Annotated in this window: 24 protein-coding genes and 2 pseudogenes; 15 read left to right on the top strand and 11 right to left on the bottom strand. The window is 70.0% G+C overall.

What is annotated here, in order from left to right:
* Nucleotides 1-50 precede the first annotated feature (50 nt).
* Nucleotides 51-1,133, top strand: a complete 1,083-nt coding sequence (locus AOZ13_RS03420) for an APC family permease (protein ID WP_021779826.1) — start codon at nucleotides 51-53, stop codon at nucleotides 1,131-1,133.
* On the top strand, nucleotides 1,115-1,378 hold the full coding sequence (locus tag AOZ13_RS03415) for a hypothetical protein (RefSeq protein ID WP_049933783.1): 264 nt from the start codon (nucleotides 1,115-1,117) through the stop codon (nucleotides 1,376-1,378). The genes AOZ13_RS03420 and AOZ13_RS03415 overlap by 19 nt, the downstream gene beginning before the upstream one ends.
* Nucleotides 1,379-1,479: 101 nt before the next feature.
* Here AOZ13_RS03415 and AOZ13_RS03410 read toward each other — a convergent pair whose 3' ends face one another.
* Nucleotides 1,480-2,220, bottom strand: a complete 741-nt coding sequence (locus AOZ13_RS03410) for a helical backbone metal receptor (protein WP_049933790.1) — start codon at nucleotides 2,218-2,220, stop codon at nucleotides 1,480-1,482.
* Between the two features lie 114 nt (nucleotides 2,221-2,334).
* Here AOZ13_RS03410 and AOZ13_RS03405 point away from each other — a divergent pair, with 114 nt between their 5' ends.
* The 3 genes from AOZ13_RS03405 to AOZ13_RS03395 all read left to right on the top strand — a co-directional run bounded on the left by AOZ13_RS03405 (nucleotide 2,335) and on the right by AOZ13_RS03395 (nucleotide 4,480).
* A complete protein-coding gene (locus AOZ13_RS03405) occupies nucleotides 2,335-3,303 on the top strand; it encodes a transcription initiation factor IIB (protein WP_021779823.1) in 969 nt (322 codons plus the stop codon).
* A 103-nt stretch (nucleotides 3,304-3,406) separates the two neighbouring features.
* Entirely contained in the window at nucleotides 3,407-3,775 is a 369-nt protein-coding gene (locus tag AOZ13_RS03400; protein WP_021779822.1) for a hypothetical protein, read from the top strand.
* Nucleotides 3,776-3,799: 24 nt separating this feature from the next.
* Complete coding sequence (locus AOZ13_RS03395) at nucleotides 3,800-4,480, top strand: type I 3-dehydroquinate dehydratase (RefSeq protein ID WP_020222411.1); 681 nt, start codon at nucleotides 3,800-3,802, stop codon at nucleotides 4,478-4,480.
* A gap of 33 nt (nucleotides 4,481-4,513) precedes the next feature.
* On the opposite strand, the gene AOZ13_RS03390 is transcribed toward AOZ13_RS03395, so the two are convergent.
* Genes AOZ13_RS03390 through AOZ13_RS03380 form a run of 3 tightly spaced genes read right to left on the bottom strand, consistent with a single transcriptional unit; the run spans nucleotide 4,514 to nucleotide 7,999 of the window.
* Entirely contained in the window at nucleotides 4,514-5,407 is an 894-nt protein-coding gene (locus AOZ13_RS03390; RefSeq protein ID WP_020222410.1) for a dihydrodipicolinate synthase family protein, read from the bottom strand.
* Between the two features lie 58 nt (nucleotides 5,408-5,465).
* Complete coding sequence (gene ftsZ / locus AOZ13_RS03385) at nucleotides 5,466-6,608, bottom strand: cell division protein FtsZ (protein ID WP_020222409.1); 1,143 nt, start codon at nucleotides 6,606-6,608, stop codon at nucleotides 5,466-5,468.
* 26 nt (nucleotides 6,609-6,634) lie between these two features.
* Complete coding sequence (locus AOZ13_RS03380; RefSeq protein ID WP_021779821.1) at nucleotides 6,635-7,999, bottom strand: D-aminoacyl-tRNA deacylase; 1,365 nt, start codon at nucleotides 7,997-7,999, stop codon at nucleotides 6,635-6,637.
* Between the two features lie 102 nt (nucleotides 8,000-8,101).
* On the opposite strand from AOZ13_RS03380, the gene AOZ13_RS03375 reads away from it, so the two are divergent.
* The 6 genes and pseudogenes from AOZ13_RS03375 (at nucleotide 8,102) to AOZ13_RS03355 (ending at nucleotide 12,501) form a co-directional block, all read left to right on the top strand.
* Nucleotides 8,102-9,241 (top strand): sodium:calcium antiporter, encoded by a 1,140-nt coding sequence (locus AOZ13_RS03375; RefSeq protein WP_021779820.1) that lies wholly within the window; start codon nucleotides 8,102-8,104, stop codon nucleotides 9,239-9,241.
* A 52-nt stretch (nucleotides 9,242-9,293) separates the two neighbouring features.
* Nucleotides 9,294-9,764: pseudogene (locus AOZ13_RS15405) on the top strand (sodium:calcium antiporter); the annotation flags it as partial.
* Nucleotides 9,765-10,033: 269 nt separating this feature from the next.
* Complete coding sequence (locus tag AOZ13_RS14780; RefSeq protein ID WP_324603245.1) at nucleotides 10,034-10,462, top strand: hypothetical protein; 429 nt, start codon at nucleotides 10,034-10,036, stop codon at nucleotides 10,460-10,462.
* A gap of 58 nt (nucleotides 10,463-10,520) precedes the next feature.
* Nucleotides 10,521-11,323 (top strand): annotated as a pseudogene (locus tag AOZ13_RS03365) (shikimate dehydrogenase).
* A gap of 26 nt (nucleotides 11,324-11,349) precedes the next feature.
* Complete coding sequence (locus AOZ13_RS03360; protein WP_021779816.1) at nucleotides 11,350-12,078, top strand: helix-hairpin-helix domain-containing protein; 729 nt, start codon at nucleotides 11,350-11,352, stop codon at nucleotides 12,076-12,078.
* Nucleotides 12,079-12,501 carry a Rieske (2Fe-2S) protein gene (locus AOZ13_RS03355; RefSeq protein WP_020221771.1) on the top strand — a complete coding sequence of 141 codons (423 nt, stop codon included), beginning with the start codon at nucleotides 12,079-12,081 and terminating at the stop codon, nucleotides 12,499-12,501. It abuts the gene before it with no gap.
* Here the strand turns inward: AOZ13_RS03355 and AOZ13_RS03350 are convergent.
* Entirely contained in the window at nucleotides 12,498-12,788 is a 291-nt protein-coding gene (locus AOZ13_RS03350; RefSeq protein WP_020221770.1) for a transcriptional regulator, read from the bottom strand. The genes AOZ13_RS03355 and AOZ13_RS03350 overlap by 4 nt on opposite strands.
* A 101-nt stretch (nucleotides 12,789-12,889) precedes the next feature.
* On the opposite strand from AOZ13_RS03350, the gene AOZ13_RS03345 reads away from it, so the two are divergent.
* Nucleotides 12,890-13,858 (top strand): sugar phosphate nucleotidyltransferase, encoded by a 969-nt coding sequence (locus AOZ13_RS03345; protein WP_020221769.1) that lies wholly within the window; start codon nucleotides 12,890-12,892, stop codon nucleotides 13,856-13,858.
* Here the strand turns inward: AOZ13_RS03345 and AOZ13_RS03340 are convergent.
* The 5 genes from AOZ13_RS03340 to AOZ13_RS03320 form a co-directional block, all read right to left on the bottom strand.
* Nucleotides 13,842-14,927, bottom strand: coding sequence for a sensor histidine kinase (locus AOZ13_RS03340; RefSeq protein WP_020221768.1), 1,086 nt, complete (start codon nucleotides 14,925-14,927; stop codon nucleotides 13,842-13,844). The genes AOZ13_RS03345 and AOZ13_RS03340 overlap by 17 nt on opposite strands.
* Nucleotides 14,928-15,114: 187 nt before the next feature.
* On the bottom strand, nucleotides 15,115-15,849 hold the full coding sequence (locus AOZ13_RS03335; RefSeq protein ID WP_020221767.1) for a diphthine--ammonia ligase: 735 nt from the start codon (nucleotides 15,847-15,849) through the stop codon (nucleotides 15,115-15,117).
* Nucleotides 15,850-15,885: 36 nt separating this feature from the next.
* Nucleotides 15,886-17,010 carry a DUF373 family protein gene (locus AOZ13_RS03330; protein ID WP_020221766.1) on the bottom strand — a complete coding sequence of 375 codons (1,125 nt, stop codon included), beginning with the start codon at nucleotides 17,008-17,010 and terminating at the stop codon, nucleotides 15,886-15,888.
* 64 nt (nucleotides 17,011-17,074) lie between these two features.
* Nucleotides 17,075-18,076 (bottom strand): signal peptide peptidase SppA, encoded by a 1,002-nt coding sequence (sppA, locus tag AOZ13_RS03325; RefSeq protein WP_049933780.1) that lies wholly within the window; start codon nucleotides 18,074-18,076, stop codon nucleotides 17,075-17,077.
* 151 nt (nucleotides 18,077-18,227) lie between these two features.
* A complete protein-coding gene (locus AOZ13_RS03320) occupies nucleotides 18,228-19,127 on the bottom strand; it encodes a coiled-coil protein (RefSeq protein ID WP_020222567.1) in 900 nt (299 codons plus the stop codon).
* Between the two features lie 278 nt (nucleotides 19,128-19,405).
* Here AOZ13_RS03320 and AOZ13_RS03315 point away from each other — a divergent pair, with 278 nt between their 5' ends.
* Nucleotides 19,406-19,822: a DUF371 domain-containing protein gene (locus AOZ13_RS03315; protein WP_020222568.1), complete on the top strand. Its 417-nt coding sequence runs from the start codon at nucleotides 19,406-19,408 to the stop codon at nucleotides 19,820-19,822.
* A gap of 180 nt (nucleotides 19,823-20,002) precedes the next feature.
* On the opposite strand, the gene AOZ13_RS03310 is transcribed toward AOZ13_RS03315, so the two are convergent.
* The gene (locus AOZ13_RS03310; RefSeq protein ID WP_044958284.1) at nucleotides 20,003-20,263 is read right to left on the bottom strand and encodes a winged helix-turn-helix transcriptional regulator; all 261 of its coding nucleotides are present in this window, start codon (nucleotides 20,261-20,263) and stop codon (nucleotides 20,003-20,005) included.
* 213 nt (nucleotides 20,264-20,476) lie between these two features.
* Here AOZ13_RS03310 and AOZ13_RS03305 point away from each other — a divergent pair, with 213 nt between their 5' ends.
* Nucleotides 20,477-20,902 (top strand): DoxX family protein, encoded by a 426-nt coding sequence (locus AOZ13_RS03305; RefSeq protein WP_049933778.1) that lies wholly within the window; start codon nucleotides 20,477-20,479, stop codon nucleotides 20,900-20,902.
* A complete protein-coding gene (locus AOZ13_RS03300) occupies nucleotides 20,903-21,547 on the top strand; it encodes an alpha/beta hydrolase (RefSeq protein WP_021779810.1) in 645 nt (214 codons plus the stop codon).
* Nucleotides 21,548-21,694 lie beyond the last annotated feature (147 nt).

The following is a 21,694-nucleotide window of genomic DNA, read 5'->3' as shown; positions in this document are numbered from 1 at the left end:
TGGTCTCGTGAGCCACAGAACGGATATGCGAGGCGTTCGACGTCCCGCGTATGGGGGACGAAAACCTCGGCCTGTTCGGCGCGATCAGCATCGCCGTCGGCGGGATGATCGGCGGCGGCGTCTTCTCGGTGCTCGGCGTCGTCGTGCAGATCTCGCACGCCGCCTCGTGGCTCGCGTTCACGCTCGCGAGCGTCGGGTCGATGTGCGCCGCGTATTCCTACCTGAAGCTCAACGCGCGAGGCGAGAACAGGGGCGGGAGCGTCGCGCAACTGGAGGAGTTCCTCGACAACGACACTCTCGCGGGGATGGTGGGGTGGACCCTGCTGTTCGGCTACGTCGGGGCGATCGCCATGTACGCCTACGCGTTCGGGAGCTTCGCGCTCGGACTCGTCGGCCAGCGGACCGTCGCGGGCGTCCCGTTGCATCCCGTCCTCTCCGTCGTCGCCGTCGGCATCTTCGTCGGCTTCAACCTCCTCGGCGCGCGCGCCACCGGCACCTCCGAGGAGGCGCTCGTCGTCACGAAGGTCGCCATCCTCATCGCGTTCATCGCCATCGGTCTCTGGTACGGCTGGCAGCACGCGAAACTGACGTACGGCGTCACGACCATCCAGCGGGGGACGCCCGTCGTGATGGCGACCGCGGTCAGCTTCGTCTCGTTTCAGGGGTGGCAGCTCCTCATGTACGATCAGGATCAGATCGAGAACCCCCTGCGAAACCTCCCGATCGGCGTCTACTCCTCCATCGTCATCTGCATCGTCATCGACGCGCTCATCGCCATCGTCGTCACGAGCCTCGTCAGCCCGCACATCATCGCCACCGAACCCGATCGGGCGCTCGCCTACGCCGTCGAGCAGACGTGGGTCGGCCACGCCGGGTTCATCGTCGTCTCCGTCGCCGCGATGTTCTCCACGGGGAGCGCGATCAACGGCACGCTGTTCTCCAGCGCGAACCTCGCGGACGGCATGGTCGCCGACTCGCTCCTCCCGAGCGAAGCCGCCGACCCCGACAGCGCGGGCGCCTCCCGCCGATCCGTGCTCGTCATCGGCGCGCTCGCCGCGCTCTTCGCCGTCTACGGGAGCCTCGACGGCATCACTTCCTTCGGCTCCATCGCTTCATGCTCGTCTTCGGCGTGATGTGCTACCTCGCGGTCCGCGAGCGCGACGACGGCGACATCAATCCGATTCCGCCCGTGCTCGGCGTGGTCGGTCTCGGCGTCTTCATCCCGCTGCTCATCGGCCACCTCTGGATGGACGAGCGCCACGTCTTCTGGGTGGTCTGCGCCATCGCCGTCGTCGTCCTCGCGCTCGAACTCCTCTACTTCGAGGAGGGAGACACCATCCACGAGGACATCGAGGAGTTCGAACGCTACTTGCCCTGATCAGCGGAACGGCCCGCGCGCCCGCCGCCGTCCCCGCGCCGCCCCACGGCCGTTCGGTGACGCCCGCCGCACCTCGCGTGCCCCCTCGAACTCCCGCCGGATCACGCGACGCGCTCCGGATGGAGCCGTTCGGCGAGCGCCTCGATCCCGTCCACGAGCGCGGGGCTCGGCTGATTGAGGAGGGCGTCGTCGAGGACGTGCACGTCGGCGTCGAGGCGCCACCCGCGCGCGTCGAAGTCGGGCGCCTCGCGGCCGCCGCGCCCGCAGTAGTGCGCGACGACGTGGTCGGGATCGGCGGCCTCGACCGTCGCGCGATCCACCTCGTGCGAGCGCGCCCCGGGATCGACGAACGGGGACCGCCCGCCCGCGGCCCGCACGGCGTCCGGCACCCAGTTGCCCGCCGCCATCGGCGGGTCGTCCCACTCCTCGCAGTAGACGACCGGCCGCTTCGTACCCGCGACGGCCTCGCGCACCGCCGCGACGCGCTCGCGGCACGCGGCTTCGAGTCGCTCCCCGGCCGCCCCGCGCCCCACGTCGTCGCCGCGCGCCGCGAAACCCGCGAGGACGTCGTCGAGGCGCGCCGGCTCGCGGTGTCGGACGGAGAAGCCGCGCTCTCGGAGGGCATCGCGGACGTCGCGCTGGAGCGGGTCGCCCGTGAGGACGACGTCGGGATCCAGCGCGGCGAGGCGATCGTAGTCGGGGTTGAGCCAGCCGCCGACCGCGGGGACGTCGATATCGACCGTCGCGTTGTGCGTCACGCCGACGAGGTCGTCCCGACCGCCGAGGGCGACGACGGTGGCGGTCGCGGCCGGCGCGAGCGAGCAGACGTTCACGAACGATATCGCCGTATGCGCTGCGTACGCATGCCGTTGTCGGTCGATTACGGAACCGTTAAGTGACTTTTGCGAAAAGGAAGACGTCACGACGATTTCCGGTTCTCCGGGGGCACACGCAGTATGCAAAACGCACGCACCAGAGCACGACAGCACGAAGAGCGCGAATCGACGAGCGAAGACACCACCGAATCGACCGACGAGTGTCCCGAGTGCGGCGGCCTCGTCGTCGCCGACGAGGAACACGGCGAGTCCGTCTGCATGGACTGCGGGCTCGTCGTCGACGAGGACGACATCGACCGCGGGCCGGAGTGGCGCGCGTTCGACTCGCAGGAGAAGGACCAGAAGTCGCGGGTGGGCGCCCCGACGACGAACACGATGCACGACAAGGGTCTCTCCACCAACATCGACTGGCGCGACAAGGACGCCTACGGCAACTCCCTCTCCTCCAATCAGCGCCAGAAGATGCAGCGCCTGCGCAAGTGGAACGAGCGCTTCCGCACGCGCGACGCCAAGGAGCGCAACCTCAAGCAGGCGCTCGGCGAGATCGACCGGATGGCGAGCGCGCTCGGGCTTCCCGACAACGTCCGGGAGATGGCGTCGGTCATCTATCGCCGCGCGCTCGAGGAGGACCTCCTCCCCGGCCGCTCCATCGAGGGCGTCTCGACGTCCTGCGTCTACGCCGCAGCGCGGCAGGCCGGCGTCCCGCGCTCCCTCGACGAGATCACCGACGTCTCGCGCGTCGAGAAGGCCGAGATCGCCCGCACGTACCGCTACGTCATCCGGGAGCTCGGTCTGGAGGTCCGCCCCGCGGACCCCGAGAGCTACGTCCCGCGCTTCGCCTCCTCGCTGGGCCTCAGCGACGAGGCCGAGCACCGCGCGCGCGACCTCCTCAAGACCGCGAAGGACAAGGGCGTCCACTCCGGCAAGTCGCCGGTCGGTCTCGCCGCCGCGGCCGTCTACGCCGCCGCGCTCCTCACCAACGAGAAGACGACGCAGGCGAAGGTGAGCGAGGTCGCGGACATCAGCGAGGTCACCATCCGCAACCGCTACCACGAACTCCTCGAAGCCGAGGACACGCTCCCGGCGTAAGCCGACTCGCGGCGACCACGACGACGTTCTCCCGTTTCTCTCGCCGCGGAGCCGCGCGTCCGGTCGCCGTCCCTTTTAGGCCGCGGCCCGCGAATGTCGGGGCGTGAACGCACCCTCGCTCCCCGTCCGCGCCGCGCTCTTCCTCGTCGGCGCGATCCTCGCGGGCGTCGCCGCCGCCGTCGTCTCGACCGTCGCGCCCGATCCGTACCCGTTCGCCGTCGGTCTCGCCGTCGCGATCCCGGTCATGGACGCCGCGCTCTACCCGGGGAACGTCCCCGACGATCGCGAGCGCGCCGTCCGCGTCGGCGTGCTCGCCGCGCTCGCCGGCGTCGTCGCGGGATGCGTCGCGAGCGTGGTCGTCCGCCCGCTCGCTCTCGGCGAGAGCGTGACCATCGGTCTCGTCGCCCTCGTGACCTACCTCGCCACGACGTACGGCGGCCGGTGGCTCACGGCGCGAATCCCCCGCTCCTAAGGCGGGACGCCGCGCACACCCAGTATGCTCCCCTTCGACGACTTCACGCTCTGCGCGGCGACGGCCGACCTCGCCGACGAACCCGACGCGCGCGAGCACGCCGACGCCGTCGAGTTCCGGATGGATCTCGCCGACTCTCCCGAGGCACAACTCCGCGACTACGACGGCGACCTCCCGCTCCTCGTGACGAACCGCCACGAGGGGCAGGGCGGTGAGACCGCGGACGACGACGCCCGACTCGACGCGCTCGAAGCGGCGGTCGCGCACGACGCCGTCGGCGCCGTCGACCTCGAACTCGACACCTGCCTCGACGGCCGCGGCGCGCGCGTCCGCGAGGCCGCCCACGCGAACGACGCCTCGGTCGTCGTCTCCACGCACGACTTCGAGGGGACGCCGCTCCGTCAGGACATGCGCGCCCTCCTCGGGGACGCGCTCGAACACGGCGACGTCGCGAAGCTCGCCGTCACGGCCGACGAGCGCGCGGACGTCCTCGACCTCATCGCGGTCACGCACGAGCACGACGCCGAGGGCGAACGGATCGCGACGATGGCGATGGGCGAGGCGGGGCGCCACTCCCGGGCCGTCCTCCCCGTCTACGGTTCCCGAATCGGGTACGCCCCAGTCGATCCCGCGGACGCGACGGCGCCCGGACAATACGATCTGGCGACGTTACGGCGGTTGGTCACGGAACTCCGCGGGGAGTGAGCGTCGCGGAACATCGTTGGGCCTCGGCCGGTCTCAGTCGACGAGCGCGAGTGCGTCCTCGACGGTGGCCGCGACGGCCGCCCGCGCCCCCTCGTCGAGTTCGACCAGCGGCGGCCGGACCGCGTCGGATTCGATCCGGCCGCGGGCGACGAGCGCCGCCTTCGTCGCCGGGGCGAACCCGTGGTCCGCGCAAAAGGCGAACAGCGGCTTGAGCGCCTCGGTGTGGAGCTTGCGCGCTCGCGCGGCGTCGCCGTCGTTCAGCGCGTCGCGGACGGCCGCGAACACCTCGGGCACGGCGTTCGAGAGCGCGTTGATCCCGCCGGTCGCCTCCATCAGCCCCGCGGGGACGAGCTGGCCGTCCACGCCCTGATACACCGCGAAGTCGTCCGGCGTCGCCGCGAGGACGTCGGTGAAGTAGCCGAAGTCCCCGCTGGAGTCCTTCAGCCCGAGGACGTCGTCGCGCCCGGCGAGTTCGACGACCGTCTCGACCGGGATCTCGCTCCCCGTGCACGCGGGGATGTTGTAGAGGTAGAGCGGGAGCGGGCTTCGATCGGCGACGCGGCGGAGGAAGCGCGCGTTCCCGTCGGCCGCGTTCGCGGTGTGGAAGTACGGGACGACGACGAGACCGGCGTCCGCGCCGACCTCGGCCGCGGCCGTGAGCGATTCGACCGTGTCGGGGACGGACGTCGCGCCCGCCCCCGCGATGACGGATGTCCCGCCGTCGGCGCGCGAGACGACGCGTTCGAGAACGGTGCGGTTCGTCGCGCGCGTCAGACTCGCGAACTCGCCGGTCGTCCCGCACGGGACGAGACCGTCGAGACCGGCCTCCAGCACGCCGTCGACGACGGCGTCGAGCGAATCGAAATCGACGTCACCCGCCTCGTCAAACGGGGTGACGAGCGGACAGTGTACCTGCGTCTCTGCCATACGTCGTCGAGACCGCGCCGATACATAACGATTATCCAATCGCGAGTGCCGCGTCGCGCTACTCGACGTAGTCGATGTCGCGGCCGCCGCTCGTGTCGAGTTCGGCGTCGCCGTTGTGGCCGTAGATCTGCGGCGACTCGACGCCCGTGACGACGACCATCGTGCGCATCTCGCCGTCGAGTTCCTCGTCGACCGACGTCCCCCAGATGATGCGCGCGTCGGGATCGATGCGGTCGTAGATCTCCTCGACGACGCCCTCGGCCTCCTCGATGGACATGTCGGGACCGCCGGTGACGTTCACGAGCGCGGAGTTGGCCTGTCCGATGTCGACGTCGAGGAGCGGGCTGCGAAGCGCGCTCTTGACGGAGTCCACGGCCTTGGATTCGGTGTCGGACTCGCCGAGACCGATCATGGCGACGCCGCCCTTCTCCATGACGGTGCGCACGTCGGCGAAGTCGAGGTTGACGAGACCGGGCTTCGTGATGAGTTCGGTGATCCCCTTCACGGAGCGCATCAGCACCTCGTCGGAGACCTTGAAGGCCTGCCGGACGGGGAGCTTGCCCACGGAGTCGAGCAGGCGGTCGTTCGGGACGACGATCACGGTGTCGGAGACGTCGCGCAGGCGTTCGAGACCGGCTTCGGCGTTGTTGCGCCGGACTTCCCCCTCCGCGGTGAAGGGCGTCGTGACGATGCTGATGGTGAGCGCGCCGGCCTCGCGGGCGGCCTCCGCGACGACGGGCGCGCTCCCCGTGCCGGTGCCGCCGCCGAGTCCGGCGGTGACGAAGACCATGTCCGAGCCGGAGATGGCCTCCTTGATCTCGTCTTGGGACTCCAATGCGGCCTCCTCGCCGACCTGCGGGAGCGAGCCGGCGCCGCGCCCGCGGGTCTTCTCTTGGCCGATGAGGATCTTCGTGTCCGCCTCGATGTCCACGAGGTGCTGGACGTCCGTGTTCGCGGCGACGAGCTTCGCGCCCTCGATGCCCTCCTCGAACATCCGATCGACCGTGTTCGATCCCGCGCCGCCGCAGCCGACGACGGTGATGTTCGTCTGGAGTTCCTCGAGCACGCCGAGCAGCTCCTCGTCGGACATCCGCCCGGAGTCGCCGGTGCCGCCCCCGCCGCCCGCGTCGGGGGAGACGCCGGTGGAGGACTCCTCGTCCTCCTCGGCCTCGTCGATCGCGTCCTGCACGATGGAGTCCATTTGCCTATACAGTAAACGAGAAGCGTTTAATTACCTTTTCCCCTCGTCTCGGGCGTCGCGAGCGCGTACGCCTCCGTCCGCTCCCGAGACACGTCGGCGGGCGCGACGGTCTCGCCGTCGACCTCCACTGGCTCCCCGTTCGCGAGCCGGCCGAACTCCGGTCCCTCGGGGACGCCGCGATCGGCGGCGAGCGCCGGATCGAACGCCTCGTCGCGGACCCAGATCGCCTCCCCCTCCCGCTCGACGGCGTCGTGTTTCTCCCGCACGAGCGCGACGAGGTCGTCCACGTAGGCGTCGTACGCGTCCGCGTCGCGGAACGCGATCTCGCCCGCGACGCGGTTGCCGTTCTCCTCGGTCGTGTAGGCGAGCGCGTGCTCGCGGGCGGCGGCGAGCGCGGCGTCCGCGTCCACGCTGTGCGCGTCCGCCCAGAGGTCGTCCGGGTTGGCGACCACGACGTATTCGGCGCCGGCCGTCGCCTCGCGCGCCGCGTCCCCGAAGCGCAGGCCGTCGTCAACGGCCTCCAGTTCCCCTTCGAGGGCGGCGACGAAGCCGAGGGCGACGCCCGTCGTCTCGCGGAGCCACGTCTCGCTCACCACCTCGTAGCCGAGGTCGCCGATCACGTCCCGAAGACGCGGCTTCTCGCCGTCCACGACGGCGCGCGTCGCGCCGCTCGCCGCGAAGACGCGCTCGACGACGTCCCGGTGCTCGCGGGGGTCGCCGAGGTCGTCGAGACACCAGTCGGCCGCGACGTGCCCGACGGCCCAGTCCGTCTCCGTGACGACGCGAGTCGGTCGGGGGACGTAGTGGCCGCCGCCGAACGCGACGACCGCGCGGTCCGTTCGGGGCGCGACGCCGTCGAGATCGAGGATGGCGCGCGCGACCGCGTCGGCGCCCGCGTCGTCCGCCCACTCGTCCTCGGAGGAGCCGAGTTCGACGAACATCGAGGGCGCGCCGACCGCGGTCGGTCCGTGGTGCGTGCACTCCATCCCGACGTCGTAGCCCTCGGGAGCGTGCTCCTCGAACGCGCGGACGATCGCGCGGTGGGCGTTCGGGCACGCCGCGGCGAGCGCGCGATCCGACCCGCCGTGCTCCGCCGCGCCGAAGTTCCCCGTGAAGTGCGCGGTGAGGAGGGGGCCGGTCTCGCCGGCGTGGCGCGACGCGAAGACGAGAAAGTCGGGGTCGTCGAACGCCGCGGCGACGCCGTCGAGTTCGAGGTGCCAGTCCTCGAACTCCCGCAGCTCGAAGCCCTCGGTGACGTACGTCGCGGCGCTCTCGGGTCTTCCGCCCGCCTCGTCCACGTCGACGCGCTCCCAGTCGGCGCGCGCCAGTAGCTGTTCTCCGATACGGACCGACGCGCTGTCGGCGCGACTCACGACGATCCCGACGGTCATAGCGGACGGTGGCGGCGGGAGCGCTTAGGCCCGTCGGACCCGGCGGCGTCGGCGGACGCGAGGGGGGAATCGCTTATTGGCGCGCGACCGGATACCCCAGCTATGCAGACAGGTCTCGTTCCGGCGCTCCTCGCTCCGACGGCGGATCGCGCGCTCCTCCTCGTCGGCTCGTTCGTCCTCCTGCTCGCGGGCGCGGAGGTGTTCACGAACGGCGTCGAGTGGCTCGGCCACCGCCTCGGCGTCTCGGAGTCGGCGACCGGCAGCATCCTCGCCGCCGTCGGCACCGCGCTCCCGGAGACGCTCATCCCCGTCATCGCCATCGTTCGCGGCGGCGCGTCGTCCGCGCACGTCGGCGTCGGGGCGATCCTCGGCGCGCCCTTCATGCTCGCCACCGTCGCCATGTTCCTCGTCGGCGCCAGCGTCTTCTACTTCCGCGAGCGCCGGACCTTCGGCGATCGACTGCACTTCGACGAGACGGCGACGAAGCGCGACCTCTCCTTCTTCCTCGTCGGCTACGTCGTCGCGTTCGCCGCGGCGTTCGTCGAGTCCCGACCGATCCAGTACGCGATGGCCGCGCTCCTCGTCCTGCTCTACCTCGCGTACCTCGTGCGCTCGCTCCGCGGCGGCGAACTCGCGGAGAGCGAGGCCATCGACGCCCTCCACCTCGGTCTCCTCATCGAGCGCGTCGCCGCCCGTCTCGGCTACGACCCCCGCGAGCACGGCGAGAACCCCCACCTCGTCTTCGTCGCGCTCCAGACGCTCATCGCGCTCGCGCTCATCGTCGCCGGCGCGCACCTCTTCGTCACCGAGGTCGAGTGGCTCTCGACGCACGTCCTCGACGTCCCCATCGCCGTCGTCGCGCTCCTCATCGCGCCGCTCGCGACCGAACTCCCGGAGAAATTCAACTCCGTCCTCTGGATCTCACGCGACAAGGACACCCTCGCGCTCGGCAACATCACGGGCGCGATGGCGTTTCAGGGGACGCTCCCCGTCACGCTCGGCATCGTCTTCACCGACTGGGACCTCTCGCTCGCGTGGGGGACGACCGGCTTCCTCAACGCCTTCTCGATCGTCCTCGCCGTCGTCTCCGGCGGCATCCTCTACGTCCGCGCGCGCTCGGCCGACGGGGAGCCGATGAACCCCCGGCCGTTCCTCGTCGGCGGCGTCTTCTACGCCGCGTTCATCGTCGTCCTCGTCTACTTCGTCGTCGCGCTCGGCGTCACCGCGAGCGGCGGCCACTGACGCGCGGATCGAGACCGACACGCCTTCGGTTCGGTGTCCGGTATCTGTCCCCGTGATCCCGACACCGGTCCCCGTCCCGCTCGCGCTCGGGGGATCGATCGAGCGCGCCGGCCTGCTCGCGTGCTCGCTCGTCCTCCTGCTCGCGGGCGCGGAGGTGTTCACGAACGGCGTCGAGTGGCTCGGCCACCGCCTCGGCGTCTCCCAGTCCGCGACGGGGAGCGTCCTCGCGGCCCTCGGCACCGCGCTGCCCGAGACGACCATTCCCGTCATCGCGATCCTGCACGGCCGCGAGGCCGCGAACGAGGTCGGCGTCGGCGCGATCCTCGGCGCGCCCTTCATGCTCGCCACCGTCGCCATGTTCCTCGTCGGCGCCAGCGTGCTCTACTTCCGCGAGCGCCGCGCCTACGACGGCGAACTCCACTTCAGCTACCACTCGACGCGTCGCGACCTCGGCGTCTTCCTCGTCGGCTACGTCGTCGCCTTCGGCGTCGCGCTCCTCCCCGACGGTCTCCCCTCGCTCGGGCCGCTCGGCGTGCGCGAGATCGCGGCGCTGCTCCTCGTCCTCCTCTACCTCGACTACCTCCGACGCTCCCTGCGGGCGGGCGAACTCGGCGAGGGCGAGGACATCGACGAACTCCACCTCGGTCTCCTCATCGAGCGCGTCGCCGCCCGCCTCGGCTACGATCCCCGCGACCACGGCGGCGACCCACACCTCGTCTTCGTCGCGCTCCAGACGCTCATCGCGCTCGCGCTCGTCGTCGGCGGCGCGCGCCTCTTCGTCACCGAGGTCGAGTGGCTCGCCGCCGCCGTCGGCGTCCCCACGGCCGTCGTCGCCTCATCGTCGCGCCCGTCGCCACCGAACTCCCCGAGACGTTCAACTCCGTCCTCTGGCTCGCCCGCGACAAGGACACCCTCGCGCTCAACAACGTCACGGGCGCGATGGCGTTTCAGGGGACGCTCCCCGTCACGCTCGGACTCGTCTTCAGCGACTGGAACCTCCACCTCCGGTGGGGCACCGAGGGGTTCCTGAACGCGATCTCCGTCCTGCTCGCCATCGTCGGCGCGCTCGTCGTCTTCTTCCGCGCGCGCACCGCCGGCGAGGCGGACCGTCCCGACGTCCTCGACCCGTCGCCCTTCCTCATCGGTGGTCTCCTCTACGTCCTCTTCCTCGCCGTCGCCGTCTCCTTCGTCCTCACGGGCACCGTCGGCCACGGCGGATAGACGGCGACGCGGGCGCGGGAACCCGGGGTTTTTGCCCGCCGCTCACGCCCCACTCCGTATGGACGTCTACGGACTCATCGGCAACCCGGTGGGCCACTCGCTCTCGCCGCCGATGCACGAGACCGCGTACGACGAACTCGGGCTGGACGCGCGCTACGTCACCCTCGAACCCGACGCGACCGACGGCGCCGCGGCCGTCGAGGCCGCCGACACCCTCGATTTCGCGGGCCTGAACGTCACCATCCCGTTCAAGGGGGACGTCCTCGACGCCGTCGAGCCGGACGACCTCGCGCGCCGCGTCGGCGCCGTCAACACCATCGACTTCTCCGGTGCGGTCCCGACGGGTCACAACACGGACGTCGCGGGCGTCAGGCGCTCCTTCGATCGCTTCGACGTCCCGCTCGCGGGCGCGGAGAGCGTCGTCGTCGGCGCGGGCGGCGCGGCCCGAGCGGCCGCCGTCGCGCTCGTCGAGGACGGTGCGGGCGTCCACGTCGCCAACCGCACCGTCGAGCGCGCCGAGGAACTCGCCGCCGACGTCGGCGGCACGGCCTCGGGACTCAACGCCCTCCCCGACGCCGTGGCCGACGCCGACGTCCTCGTGAACGCGACGAGCGTCGGGATGGACGAGGACGAGGACGTCTCGCCCGTCCCCGCGGACGCGCTGCACGCCGATCTCGCCGTGCTCGACGCCGTCTACTCGCCCCTCGAAACGCGCCTCCTCCGCGAGCCTCGGCGGCCGGCGCGACGACCATCGACGGCGCGTGGATGCTCCTCTATCAGGGCGTCGCCGCCTTCGAGCGCTGGACGGGGGCGGACGCGCCCGTCGCGGCGATGAACGACGCCCTCCGGGACCGGGTTTAAGTCCCGCCCGAGTGTTAGGCCGCGGTATGAGTCTCATCGCGAAACTGAAGACGCTGCTCGGCATGGGATCCGAGGGGTCGAGCCGCGGCCACGACGTCGCCACCGAGGAGAACGGCGGCGTCGAAGAACCGCCCGCCGCCGAAACGGACGCCGCGGCGTCCACCGAATCGCTCGTCGAGGAGTCCGTCGAGGCGGGCGATCCCGCGTCGCCCGCGGAGGCGGCCGAGCCCGCGGAGGCCGCCGGACCGGGCGAATCGGACGTGACCACCGACGTCGCGGACCTCGACCCGACGGAGGGTGAAGCGGTCGAGAGCGAGGCGAGTGAGGGCGCGAAAGCGGAGACGGAGACGGAGACGGAGACGGTGGACGAACCGTCGGCCACCGAAACGGACGCCGCGGCGTCCACCGAATCGCTCGTGGACCACGCCGTCGAGGAGGCCGAACCCGAGTCGGTCGCCGACGCCGCCGAGCCCGCGGAGGCCGCCGGCCCGAGCGGGGAGGACATGCGGACGGACGTCGAGGACGTCGAACCCGACACGACCGAGGACGTCGCCGACACCGAGGGCGCCGAGTCGGTCGAGATCATCTCCGGGGTCGGACCCGCGTACGCCGACCGGCTCCGCGAGGCCGGCGTCGAGACCGTCGACGACCTCGCGAACGCCGACGTGGACGATCTCGCCGAAGAAATCGACCTCTCGCCGAAGCGGATCGCCCGCTGGGTCGAGGCCGCGAGCGACCGGGAGTCGGAAACGTAGATGGACACGGGCACCCGGATGGCGGCCGTCGCCGACGTCCCCACCGACTCGTCGCTCCTCGTCACGCTCCGGAACGCCGCCGGCGAGGAGGTCGAGTTCCTCCTCGTGCGCACGGGCGGCGGCGACGTCAGCGCGTGGCGCAACGAGTGCCCGCACTGGACGGACGTCCGTCTCGACGCCGGCGACGGCGCGACGATGCGAAACGACGCGCTCGTCTGCGGGACGCACGGCGCGACCTTCGACTGCGAGAGCGGCTACTGCGACTTCGGGCCGCCGGAGGGGGCCACGCTCGACGCGGCCGAGGTCGCGGTCGCGGACGGCGCCGTCCACCTCGTCGACGACGGCTACGACTTCGTCCGCGTCGGCGAATCGGACGCCGAACGAGACCTCTCGACGAACCCCGGCGAGCGCCTCGGCTTCTAGGTCTCGACGACGAACGCCGGCTCCTCGATGCCCTCGTGTTTGCACTCCGGACAGCGCGAGGGGAGGTTTAGGGGATCGTCGAACCCGGATAAGCCGCACTCGCGACACTCCGGCGGGCGGACGAGGAACTCCTCGTCCGCGGAGTTCCGCACCGACGTCGCGATGTGCTCGACGTGCCCGAGCGCGGCGTACGGGGTCACCTCGAAGCGATCGGCGAGCGAACTCGGCGTCTCCGGGCCCTCGCGCAGCGCGTCCGCGATGCGCTCACGTGTCGTCCGCGACTCCATGTTCGATCCTACGCCGTCTCGCGGTTTAGCGGTGGCGGTGGCCGCGGTCGTCACTCCGCTGAAGGAAAAAGGACTTAGGGACCGCGGGGATGCGTGAGAGTATGAAAGCCGTCGTGCTGGCGGGCGGGTACGCGACGCGGCTCTGGCCCATCACCAAGAACCGCCCGAAGATGTTCCTCCCCGTCGGCGACTCCACCGTCATCGATCGGATCTTCGCCGAACTCGAAGCAGACGATCGGATCGAGGAGGTGTTCGTCTCGACGAACGAGCGCTTCGCCGACGACTTCCGCGAGCACCTCGCCGACGCCGACTACGAGAAGCCGACGCTCTCCATCGAGGACACGAGCGAGGAGGACGAGAAGTTCGGCGTCGTCGGCGCGCTCGCCCAACTCTTCGAGCGCGAGAACGTCGCGGACGACACGCTCGTCATCGCCGGCGACAACCTCATCAGCTTCGACGTCTCCGACTTCGTGGACTTCTTCGAGGCGAAGTCGACCCCGACCATCGCCGCCTACGACGTCGGCAGCTACGAGCGCGCGAAGTCCTACGGACTCGTCGATCTAGAGGGCGACGAGGTCGTCGACTTCCAAGAGAAGCCCGACGACCCGAAGAGCACGCTCGTCTCCATCGCCTGCTACGCCTTCCCCGCGGACGTCGTGCCCCTCTTCGACGAGTACCTCGCGGCGGGCGAGAACCCCGACGAACCCGGCTGGTTCATCCAGTGGCTCCAATCGCGCACCGGCGTCCACGCCTACACCTTCGAGGGCGCGTGGTTCGACATCGGCACGCCCGAATCCTACCTCGACGCCGTCGCGTGGACGCTCGACGGCGACTCGCTCGTCGCCGACGACGCGACCGTCGAGAACACCGTCCTCGGCGAGGACGTCCACGTCATGGACGGGGCGGAAGTCGTCGACTCCAGCCTCGATCGCGCCGTCGTCTTCCCCGACGCCACGCTCTACGAGTGCGACGTCCGAGAGTCCATCATCGACCGCGACACCCGCCTCGAAAACATCGACTTCTCCGGCGCGCTCGTCGGCGCGCACACGCACATCACGAACGGCGAGTAGCCGTCTCCTTCTCGGCCAGCGCCACGTCGCGGAATTCGACTCGCGCACCGCCCTCGACCCCGTCCGCGAGACGCATTCCCCACCCGTGCTCCGACGCGACCGACTCGACGATGTGGAGACCGTAGTGGCCGCCGACCGGACCCTCGCTCGTCACCGCACGGGCCTTCATTCCGTCGTCGAAGCCCGGTCCGTCGTCATCGACGTAGAACCCCGCGCCCCCGTCGAGGACGCCGACGCGGACCGCCGCCGACGCCCCGCCGTGCTCCACCGCGTTTCGAAAGAGGTTCTCGAAGAGCTGTCGCAGCCGGCTCCGATTCGCCCGCACCTGCCACGTCCCCTCGGGGAGCGCGAGCGTCGCGTCCGCCGTCGCCACCGTCTCCCACGCCGCCCGCGCGACCGCGTGCAACAGGAGCGTGTCGAGCGACTCCGCGTCCTCCTCGTCCCGCGCACGCGCCAACATGTCCTCGATGATCACGTTGATCCGATCGAGAGATTCGTCCACCGTGTCGAAGAACTCCTCGCGCTCCGCGGCGTCGTCCGCGTGCCGCCCGAGCGCGAGCTGCGCCTTCGCCACCTGCAAGGGGTTGCGGAGGTCGTGTGAGAGGACGTCCGCGAACTCCTCCAGTTCGGCCTTCTGATCGCGGAGCGTCGCCTCGCGCCGCTTGCGCTCCGTGATGTCCGTGAATATCCCGGTGAACACCCGCTCGCCACGGTACTCGTGGGTGCGGAGACTCACCGACACGGGGACCTCGTGCCCGTCCTTGTGCAGTGCCGGAAGCTCCACCCCGTCCCAGTCGATGTGCTTCTCACCGGTCTCGATGAAGGCCTCCAGCCCGTTCTGATGCGCCGAGCGCAACCGCTCCGGGATGATCGTCATCTTCGAACTCCCGATCACCTCCTCGGGCGTGTACCCGAGGATGCGCTCGATCGCCGGGTTCGCGAAGAGAACGACGCTATCCGTGTCGATCGTCAAGATCCCCTGTGACGTGTTCTCGACGAGCGCGTGAAGGAACTCCGACTCCTCGCGGAGCGATCCCCCATCGCGGACGAAATCGGCGACATCCCCCATGCCAATGCACTCGGGGTAGCGGCTGTTAGGGTTTCCGGACCCGTCGGTTTCCGCATCGGAATCGCTGCCGTCGGCTCTCGGACTTTTTCCGCCGAGTGATCACCGCAGGTGATCCGAGACGGAACTCCCCCCACGCTGAAAACACCGGGCGGCGGAGCCGCCCGACGAATCCCCTTCCGCCGAACCGCTATCCCAGCCGCGCGTCGCTGATCTCGACGTGCCCCCGATCGCCCTCCCACACGGTGTCGTACTCCAATTCGATCGGTCGCTCCATGTGCGGACCGTCCGTGACGAACGTCTCGAACTCCCCGCCCTCGCCGAGCGGGTGGACACCGTACTCCCCGTTCAGGGCGGCGAGTTCGTCGAGCGCGTCGCGATCGAGCGTTCGGCCGAGCCACGACTCGTCGAGACCGTACGCGGCGACTTGGAGGATCGTGATGTCGAAGCCCGCGTCGAGCATCGCCTCGCCGAGTTCGAGGGGGTCCTCCCCCCAGAGCGGCGCGAACACCGCACAGCCGAGGCGATCGGCCATCGCCTCGATCCGCGACGTCTGGAACTCGCTCTCGATGGCACCGGCGGTGACGCCCGCGAGTCCGCCCGCCAACTCGCCCGCGAGGGAACGCAGAGAGCGCTCTAGGGGTTCGAGTTCGACGTCGCCCTGCGCGCCCGCGTCCGCGGCGTTCGGGGCGTCGAAGTCCTCGGGTTCGACGTTCACGTGCTCGATACCGATGCTCTCCGCGGCGAGGCCCGTGAGGCGCGTCGCCGGGACGTGGTACATGTAGGAGTCGTCGCTCGGATGGACCGTGAGGAGGCGCGCGACGTCCATGTCCGCCTCGATCGCTCGATACAGCGCCCAACTCGAGTCCTTCCCGCCGGAGAACAGCGACACCCACCGTCCCGGCCTCGCTTCGCCGTCGCTCATACCTCTCCGTACGCGCCGAGGGCTAAATGTCCCCCGCTACGGCGTCTCGTCGCCCCCGCTCTCGCCGGTGACGCGACTCGACACGCGGATGCCGACGAGGCTGACGAGGACGCCGAGCAACACGAAGGTCGTGAGTCGCTCCTCGGGCGCGAGCGTGCCCGCGGCGACGAACGGGAGCGCCGGCGTCCGCACCGGCGGGATGACGCCCGCCTGCTCGACGAAGTACGCGCTGAAGCCGCGGACGACGAGACCGACCGCGACGGTGCCGAAGGGGAGATTGAGGTACGACGCGCGCAGCGCCTCCTCTCGAATGAACTCGTCGATGAGCCGGCCGGTCGCGCCCGCGAGCGCGGCGAGCGCGAGCCACGGGACGCTGTGATAGACGAACGTCATCGCGGCGACGAAGGCACCGGCTCCGGAGAGACCGGAGACGCCGAGGGCGCCCGCGAACGCGCCGACGAGCGTCAATCCGACCGCGATGACGTACGTGACGATGGAGACCCGTCCCGAGTAGAGCGCGTCACGCGCCTGCGACGAGAGATCTTGTAGGCGCTCGTCGACGTTCAGGCCCTTGTAGAGGAGGAACGCGCCGAGAACGGCGGTGATCGAGGCGACGGCGAGCGCGAGACTCGCCGTGACCGTGAGGAGGATCGGGAAGACGAGGAGCACCACCCCGAGGGGGACGAGCACGCTCTCGCGTAGCTCCTCGTCCGCGAGGAACTGCTTCAGGAGGTAGTACGTGCTCTCGATGTCGCGGGCCTGCCGGACGACGACGCGATCGACGGCGTCGACGGGGAGGCGGCTCTCGACGATGGGGACGACGCGCTCGTCCCCCGCGGTGTCGACGACGACGACCGCCGAGTCCGGATCGTGCGCGGCGACGAGCGCGTCGAGTTGCTCGGCGAGCGCGCGATCCGCACCGACCGCGGTGTCCGCCGTCCCGGACACCACCGCGACGACGGTGTCATCGGGGCCGTCACCGAGATCCGCGCCGACGCGGAGCGCTTCGAGGAAGCAGTTGACGCTCGAATCCGCGGGATCGGACTGCCCGAGGTCGATGACGAGTGATTCGACGGCCTCTCGGCCGACGACCGGCGGCGTCACTCCCGTCGACCGAGCGACGTCGCCCGCACGGTCGACACACACGACCAACGTACGCATCGAACGTTCCTAGCGTGGCGCGCGCCGCGTAAAAAGACTCACATCGGCCCGTCTCCCGACCGTCCTAGCGCAGTCGGAGATCGGCGTCCTCGTCGCCCGCGAGCGCCGCCGCGACGCCGGTACCGGCCGCCCGAGCGAGCGCGCTACTGCCGCCGCGGATCCGGTGCAGCAGTCCGGGCGAGGGACGGAACGCCTCGACCGTGACCTCGTGATCGAGTTCGCCCGCGAGCGCGTCCTCGGCGTCGCGTGCCGTTCCGATCTCGTCCACGAGACCGCGATCGCGCGCCTCGCGCCCGAGGAACACCTTCGCCTCCGTCTCGCGGACCGTCGCCGGATCGAGGTCGCGACCCTCCGCGACCCGCTCGACGAAGTCGTCGTAGTAGTCGTCGACGAGCCCCTGCAGGTAGTCGCGGTCGTCCTCGTCGAGTTCCTTGAGGGGCTGACCGGCGTCCTTGTACTTCCCCGCGGCGAAGCGCTCGTAGGAGACGCCGAGTTCCTCCGCGAGCGCCTTCGCGTTCACCGTCGAGCCGATGACACCGATGCTCCCGACGAGGCTGCCCTCGCGGGCGAACAGGCGATCGCACGACGTCGCGATCCAGTAGCCGCCGCTCGCACATCGGTCGGTCGCATAGGCGACGACGGGACCGTCGAAGCGCTCGACGGCCAGCCGGATGTCGTCGCTCGGGACGATCTCGCCGCCCGGCGTGTTCAGTTTCACGAGCAATCCCTCGACGTTCGGATCGTCGTCCGCCCGCTCGACCTGCTCGACGACGGCGTCCGCGGGCGGCGTCACCACGCCGCCGGTCAGTCCGTCCGTCGTCCCGTCGCGACTGATCGGTCCCGCCACCGCGACCTCGGCGACGTCGTAGGCGGCGAACCACCGGCCCGCGATCCGCGCGGCCGCCCGCGCCGCGACCACGGCGAGCGCGAGGGCGAACAGCACGCCGAGCAGGTCCGCAACGTCCCGCGGAACGCGCACGAAGACGGTCCACCCGACGACGAGCGCGCCGAGCACGGCGAGGACGACGACGACGAGCCGGCCCAGTCGATTCCCGAGCGTGTCCATACCATCACCGGGCGCGCGAATCACCTAAACGCACGGGTCACGCGTCGCCGATCGCGTCGGATCGGGCGGCGCGCGACGCGGCGGCCGCTGGTCGCGTCGAAAGAACGGAAAAGTGGTGCGCGTGACGGACGCGGTGCGGTGCGAGTCCGGCTTACAGGAGACCGGACTTCTGGAGCTTGCGGAGGTCCTCGGTGTCGACCGTCTCGCCCTCCTTGAAGCGCTCGTAGATCTCCTCGGCCTCTTCGCGGGCCTCCTCCTGCTTCGCTTCGCGCTCGCCCTTGCGTTCCTCCTCCTCCTGCTTGTCGAGTTCGCGCAGGCGCTTCTGGACGCGGACGAACGCCTCGTGGTGGGCGTCGGCGGACTCTTGGGCCTCGACGAAGCTCTCGTGCATCTCGTCGGCCTCGTCGCGGATGTCGTCGGCCTCGCGATAGGCCTCGATCATCTGGTTGTGGTGCTGCTGGGCCTCGTCGGCCAGCTCCGTCACCTTCTCGTGGTGATTGGAGGCTTCGGCGCGCACCTCCTCGGCCTCGTCGACGAGATCCTCGAGGTCGTCGTTGTCCTCGAGCGTCTCCTTTCGCTTCTGGTACTCCTCGCGCTTGTCCTCGATCTTCTCGATGAGCTCGCGCTCGTCCTCGGTCGAGAGGACCTCGGTCTGCTGTTTGAACTCGAGCTGCTCGATGTCTTCCTTCAGCTCGTCGAGATCCTTGCCCTCGTCGAGTTCGAGGTCGCCCTTGCGCTCGTCGACCTTGTCGAAGAGTTCGTTCGCCTTCGCGTTCAGCTCGTTGCGCTGCTCCTTGTGCTCTTGTACGCGCTCGTTGAGCTCGTCGCGCTTCTCGCGATGCTCTTGGGCCTCGTCGACCTTCTCGCGCGTCTTGGCGTTGAGGTCGTCGCGATCGGAGGCGCGCGAAGAAGCGAGCTGGTTGAGTTCGTTACGTCGGTCGCGGAACTGACCCGCCTTCTTGATGAGCTGCCCCTTGGACTTCTCCTGGAGCTCTTCGTCGGTGATCAGTTCGTCCGCGTCGGATACTTCGAGAGTTGCTTCCTCTACCATTGTTTGATCCTCGGTTCCATACCGCCGGAGCGTCGCGCGGAGCGACCGCTCGGTGTGCCCTGTTGCCCGTCGTAAGGAGAGCGTCGGTTCATTCTCGAACGGTGCTGACGAACGCCCGCGGCGTTCTGGTACTCTCACGTATGGCTTTGCCGCACTTAAAATTTCCGCCGTCTGACGGGTTGTAAACAGCTAGCACACCCCGCGTACGCGGCGACCTCGTCCGCGGCGCGTGCCGCCGAACGGACGCGCTGATATACGCCCCCGGGACTACTGGGGGTGTGCACCGGGAAGTCGTTCGCGCGCGAGGACACGAGAACGTCACCGCCGCGCACGCGAGCACGTTCGAGGTCACGACCGACGACTACCTCACGCCCGCCGGCGACTGCATCCTCGCCGTCGAGGCCGATCGCGCCCCCGTCGACTTCGACGAGGCGTTCGTCGCCGCCGCCAGCGACGCCGACGCCACCGTGACGGCGACGCTCGCGGCCGACGGACACGAGTACACGGTCACGGGTCGCGGCGATCCCGACCTCACGTACGCGAGCGAGCGTTCGATGGTCGGGCGCACGAGCACGTACGTCGACGACCGGACGGTGCTCGTGGACGCCGAGACCGCTGCCGAGGGCTTCGACCGCGACCTCGTCGCCGCGCTCGCCGACGGCGCGGAGGCGACGTTCACGCTCACCGTCGAATAGAGCAGAGCGAGTGAACAAACCAGGGAGCAAGCATTCGGCGACCGAGCGGTCCGGTAGGACCCGGGAGGTCGCCGATTCACTCGCCGAAGGCGAGGCCGACGAGCGACCAACGGGAGCGAGGAGTGCTTTTGGCCGAGCTTTTGCCAGCCTCGGCGAAGCCGAGGCACAGCAAAAGGTCGTTTAGAGCCACTCGTCCGCCCAGTCCTCGATCTCGTCGAAGACGGGGCAGAGGGCGGTGCCCTTCTCGGTGAGGGTGTAGTACGTCGCGACGGGCGCGTCCTCCTCGACGCGCCGGGAGACGAGGTCGGCGTCGCCGAGGTCGTCGAGCACGCGCGAGAGCGTACGGGCGTTCGCACCGGTCGAGCGCTTGAGTTCGTTGAACCGCTTCTCGTCCCCCTGTAGGTCGTGCAGGACGACGAGGCGCCACTGTGAACCGATCATCTGGAGGGAGTCGACGACAGCACACGCCTCGTCGCTCTGCGTCTCGGCCGCCGTCTCGGTCTCGGAGCCTACTGACACTCGTGTCACCTACTTACGCGTAGGTCCGCGAGAGAATAAGTAGTTCGCCGTCGTATCGGTTGCCGTGATGCAACGACTCTCCCACTCGACGCACGACGCGCGACCGTTCGCCGCCTCCGCGGAGGTGTCCGCCTGATGCCGATCTCCAGCGTGCCGTTCGCGGACGAGTTCTTCCTCGTGGGCCGCCTCATCTTCGGTCTCGTGCTCGCGTACACCAGCATCAATCACTTCACCGCCACGGACTACATGGCGCAGTACGCCGAGGCGAAGGGGGTCCCCGCGCCGAAGGCGGGCGTCATCGTCTCCGGGATCGTCCTCCTCCTCGGCGGACTCGCCATCGTCGTCTGGGCGTTCCCGGTCGTCGCCGCCGCCCTGCTCGCGATCTTCCTCGTGGTCTCCGCCGTCATGGTCCACAACTACTGGGCGGTGCCGGAGGACCAGCGCGACGACGAGCAGACGGCGTTCCTGAAGAACATCGGTCTCACCGGCGGCGCGCTCGTCTTCCTCTCGCTCGGTGGACTCACGGTCGCGTACGGTCTCAACGTCGGCCTGTTCATCTAGATGTCGGCGGGCGATCGACACGCTGACGCCGCGCTCGCCACGGCCGGTCTCGATCCCGCTGACGCCGCCATCGGCGCGGTCACGATCCACGGCCGCGGCGCCACGGCGGGGAGCGTCCTCGGTCTCGCGAGCGAGTTCGAGCGCGACGACGTCGCGTACGTCGCACCGAGGGCGGCGAACCGGACGTGGTATCCGAACCCGTTCACTGCACCGACCGAGTCGAATCAGCCGCATCTCGACTCCGCGCTCGCCGCCGTCGAGCGTGCGATCGCCCATCTCACCGACGCCGGGATCGCCCTCGAAAACGTCCTCCTGCTCGGCTTCTCGCAGGGGGCGTGTCTCGCGAGCGAATACGCCGCGCGGAACGCCCGACGCTACGGCGGCCTCGCGCTCCTCTCCGGCGGCCTCATCGGCCAGTCGGTCGAGCGCGAGCGCTACGGTGGCGACTTCGCGGGGACGCCGGCGTTCCTCGGGTGCAGCGACACCGACCCGCACATCCCGGAAGAACGCGTCCACGAGACGACGAGCGTCCTCGCCGATCTCGGCGCGGACGTCGACGAACGCCTCTACCCGGGGTCCGTCCACGGGATCTTCGAGGACGAGATCGACGCCGTGAACGCGATCGTCGACGGTCTCGGCGAGTAGGCCGACTCCGCTCCCGATCGCTATCGGGCCGTCGGCGGACGATACGACGCCGCGCTGTCCTCGGCGCCGGTCTCGTCGTCGCGATCGTCGCCGCGCTGTCCTCGCCGCGACCCGCGCGCTCGCCGCTCGTGCGGCCGACGACGCGAA

It is taken from the genome of Halarchaeum acidiphilum MH1-52-1 (assembly GCF_000474235.1).
Classification (GTDB): Archaea; Halobacteriota; Halobacteria; order Halobacteriales; family Halobacteriaceae; genus Halarchaeum; species Halarchaeum acidiphilum.
Note: the sequence above shows the minus strand (reverse complement) of the source record. Positions and strands in the feature narration are given on the sequence as shown.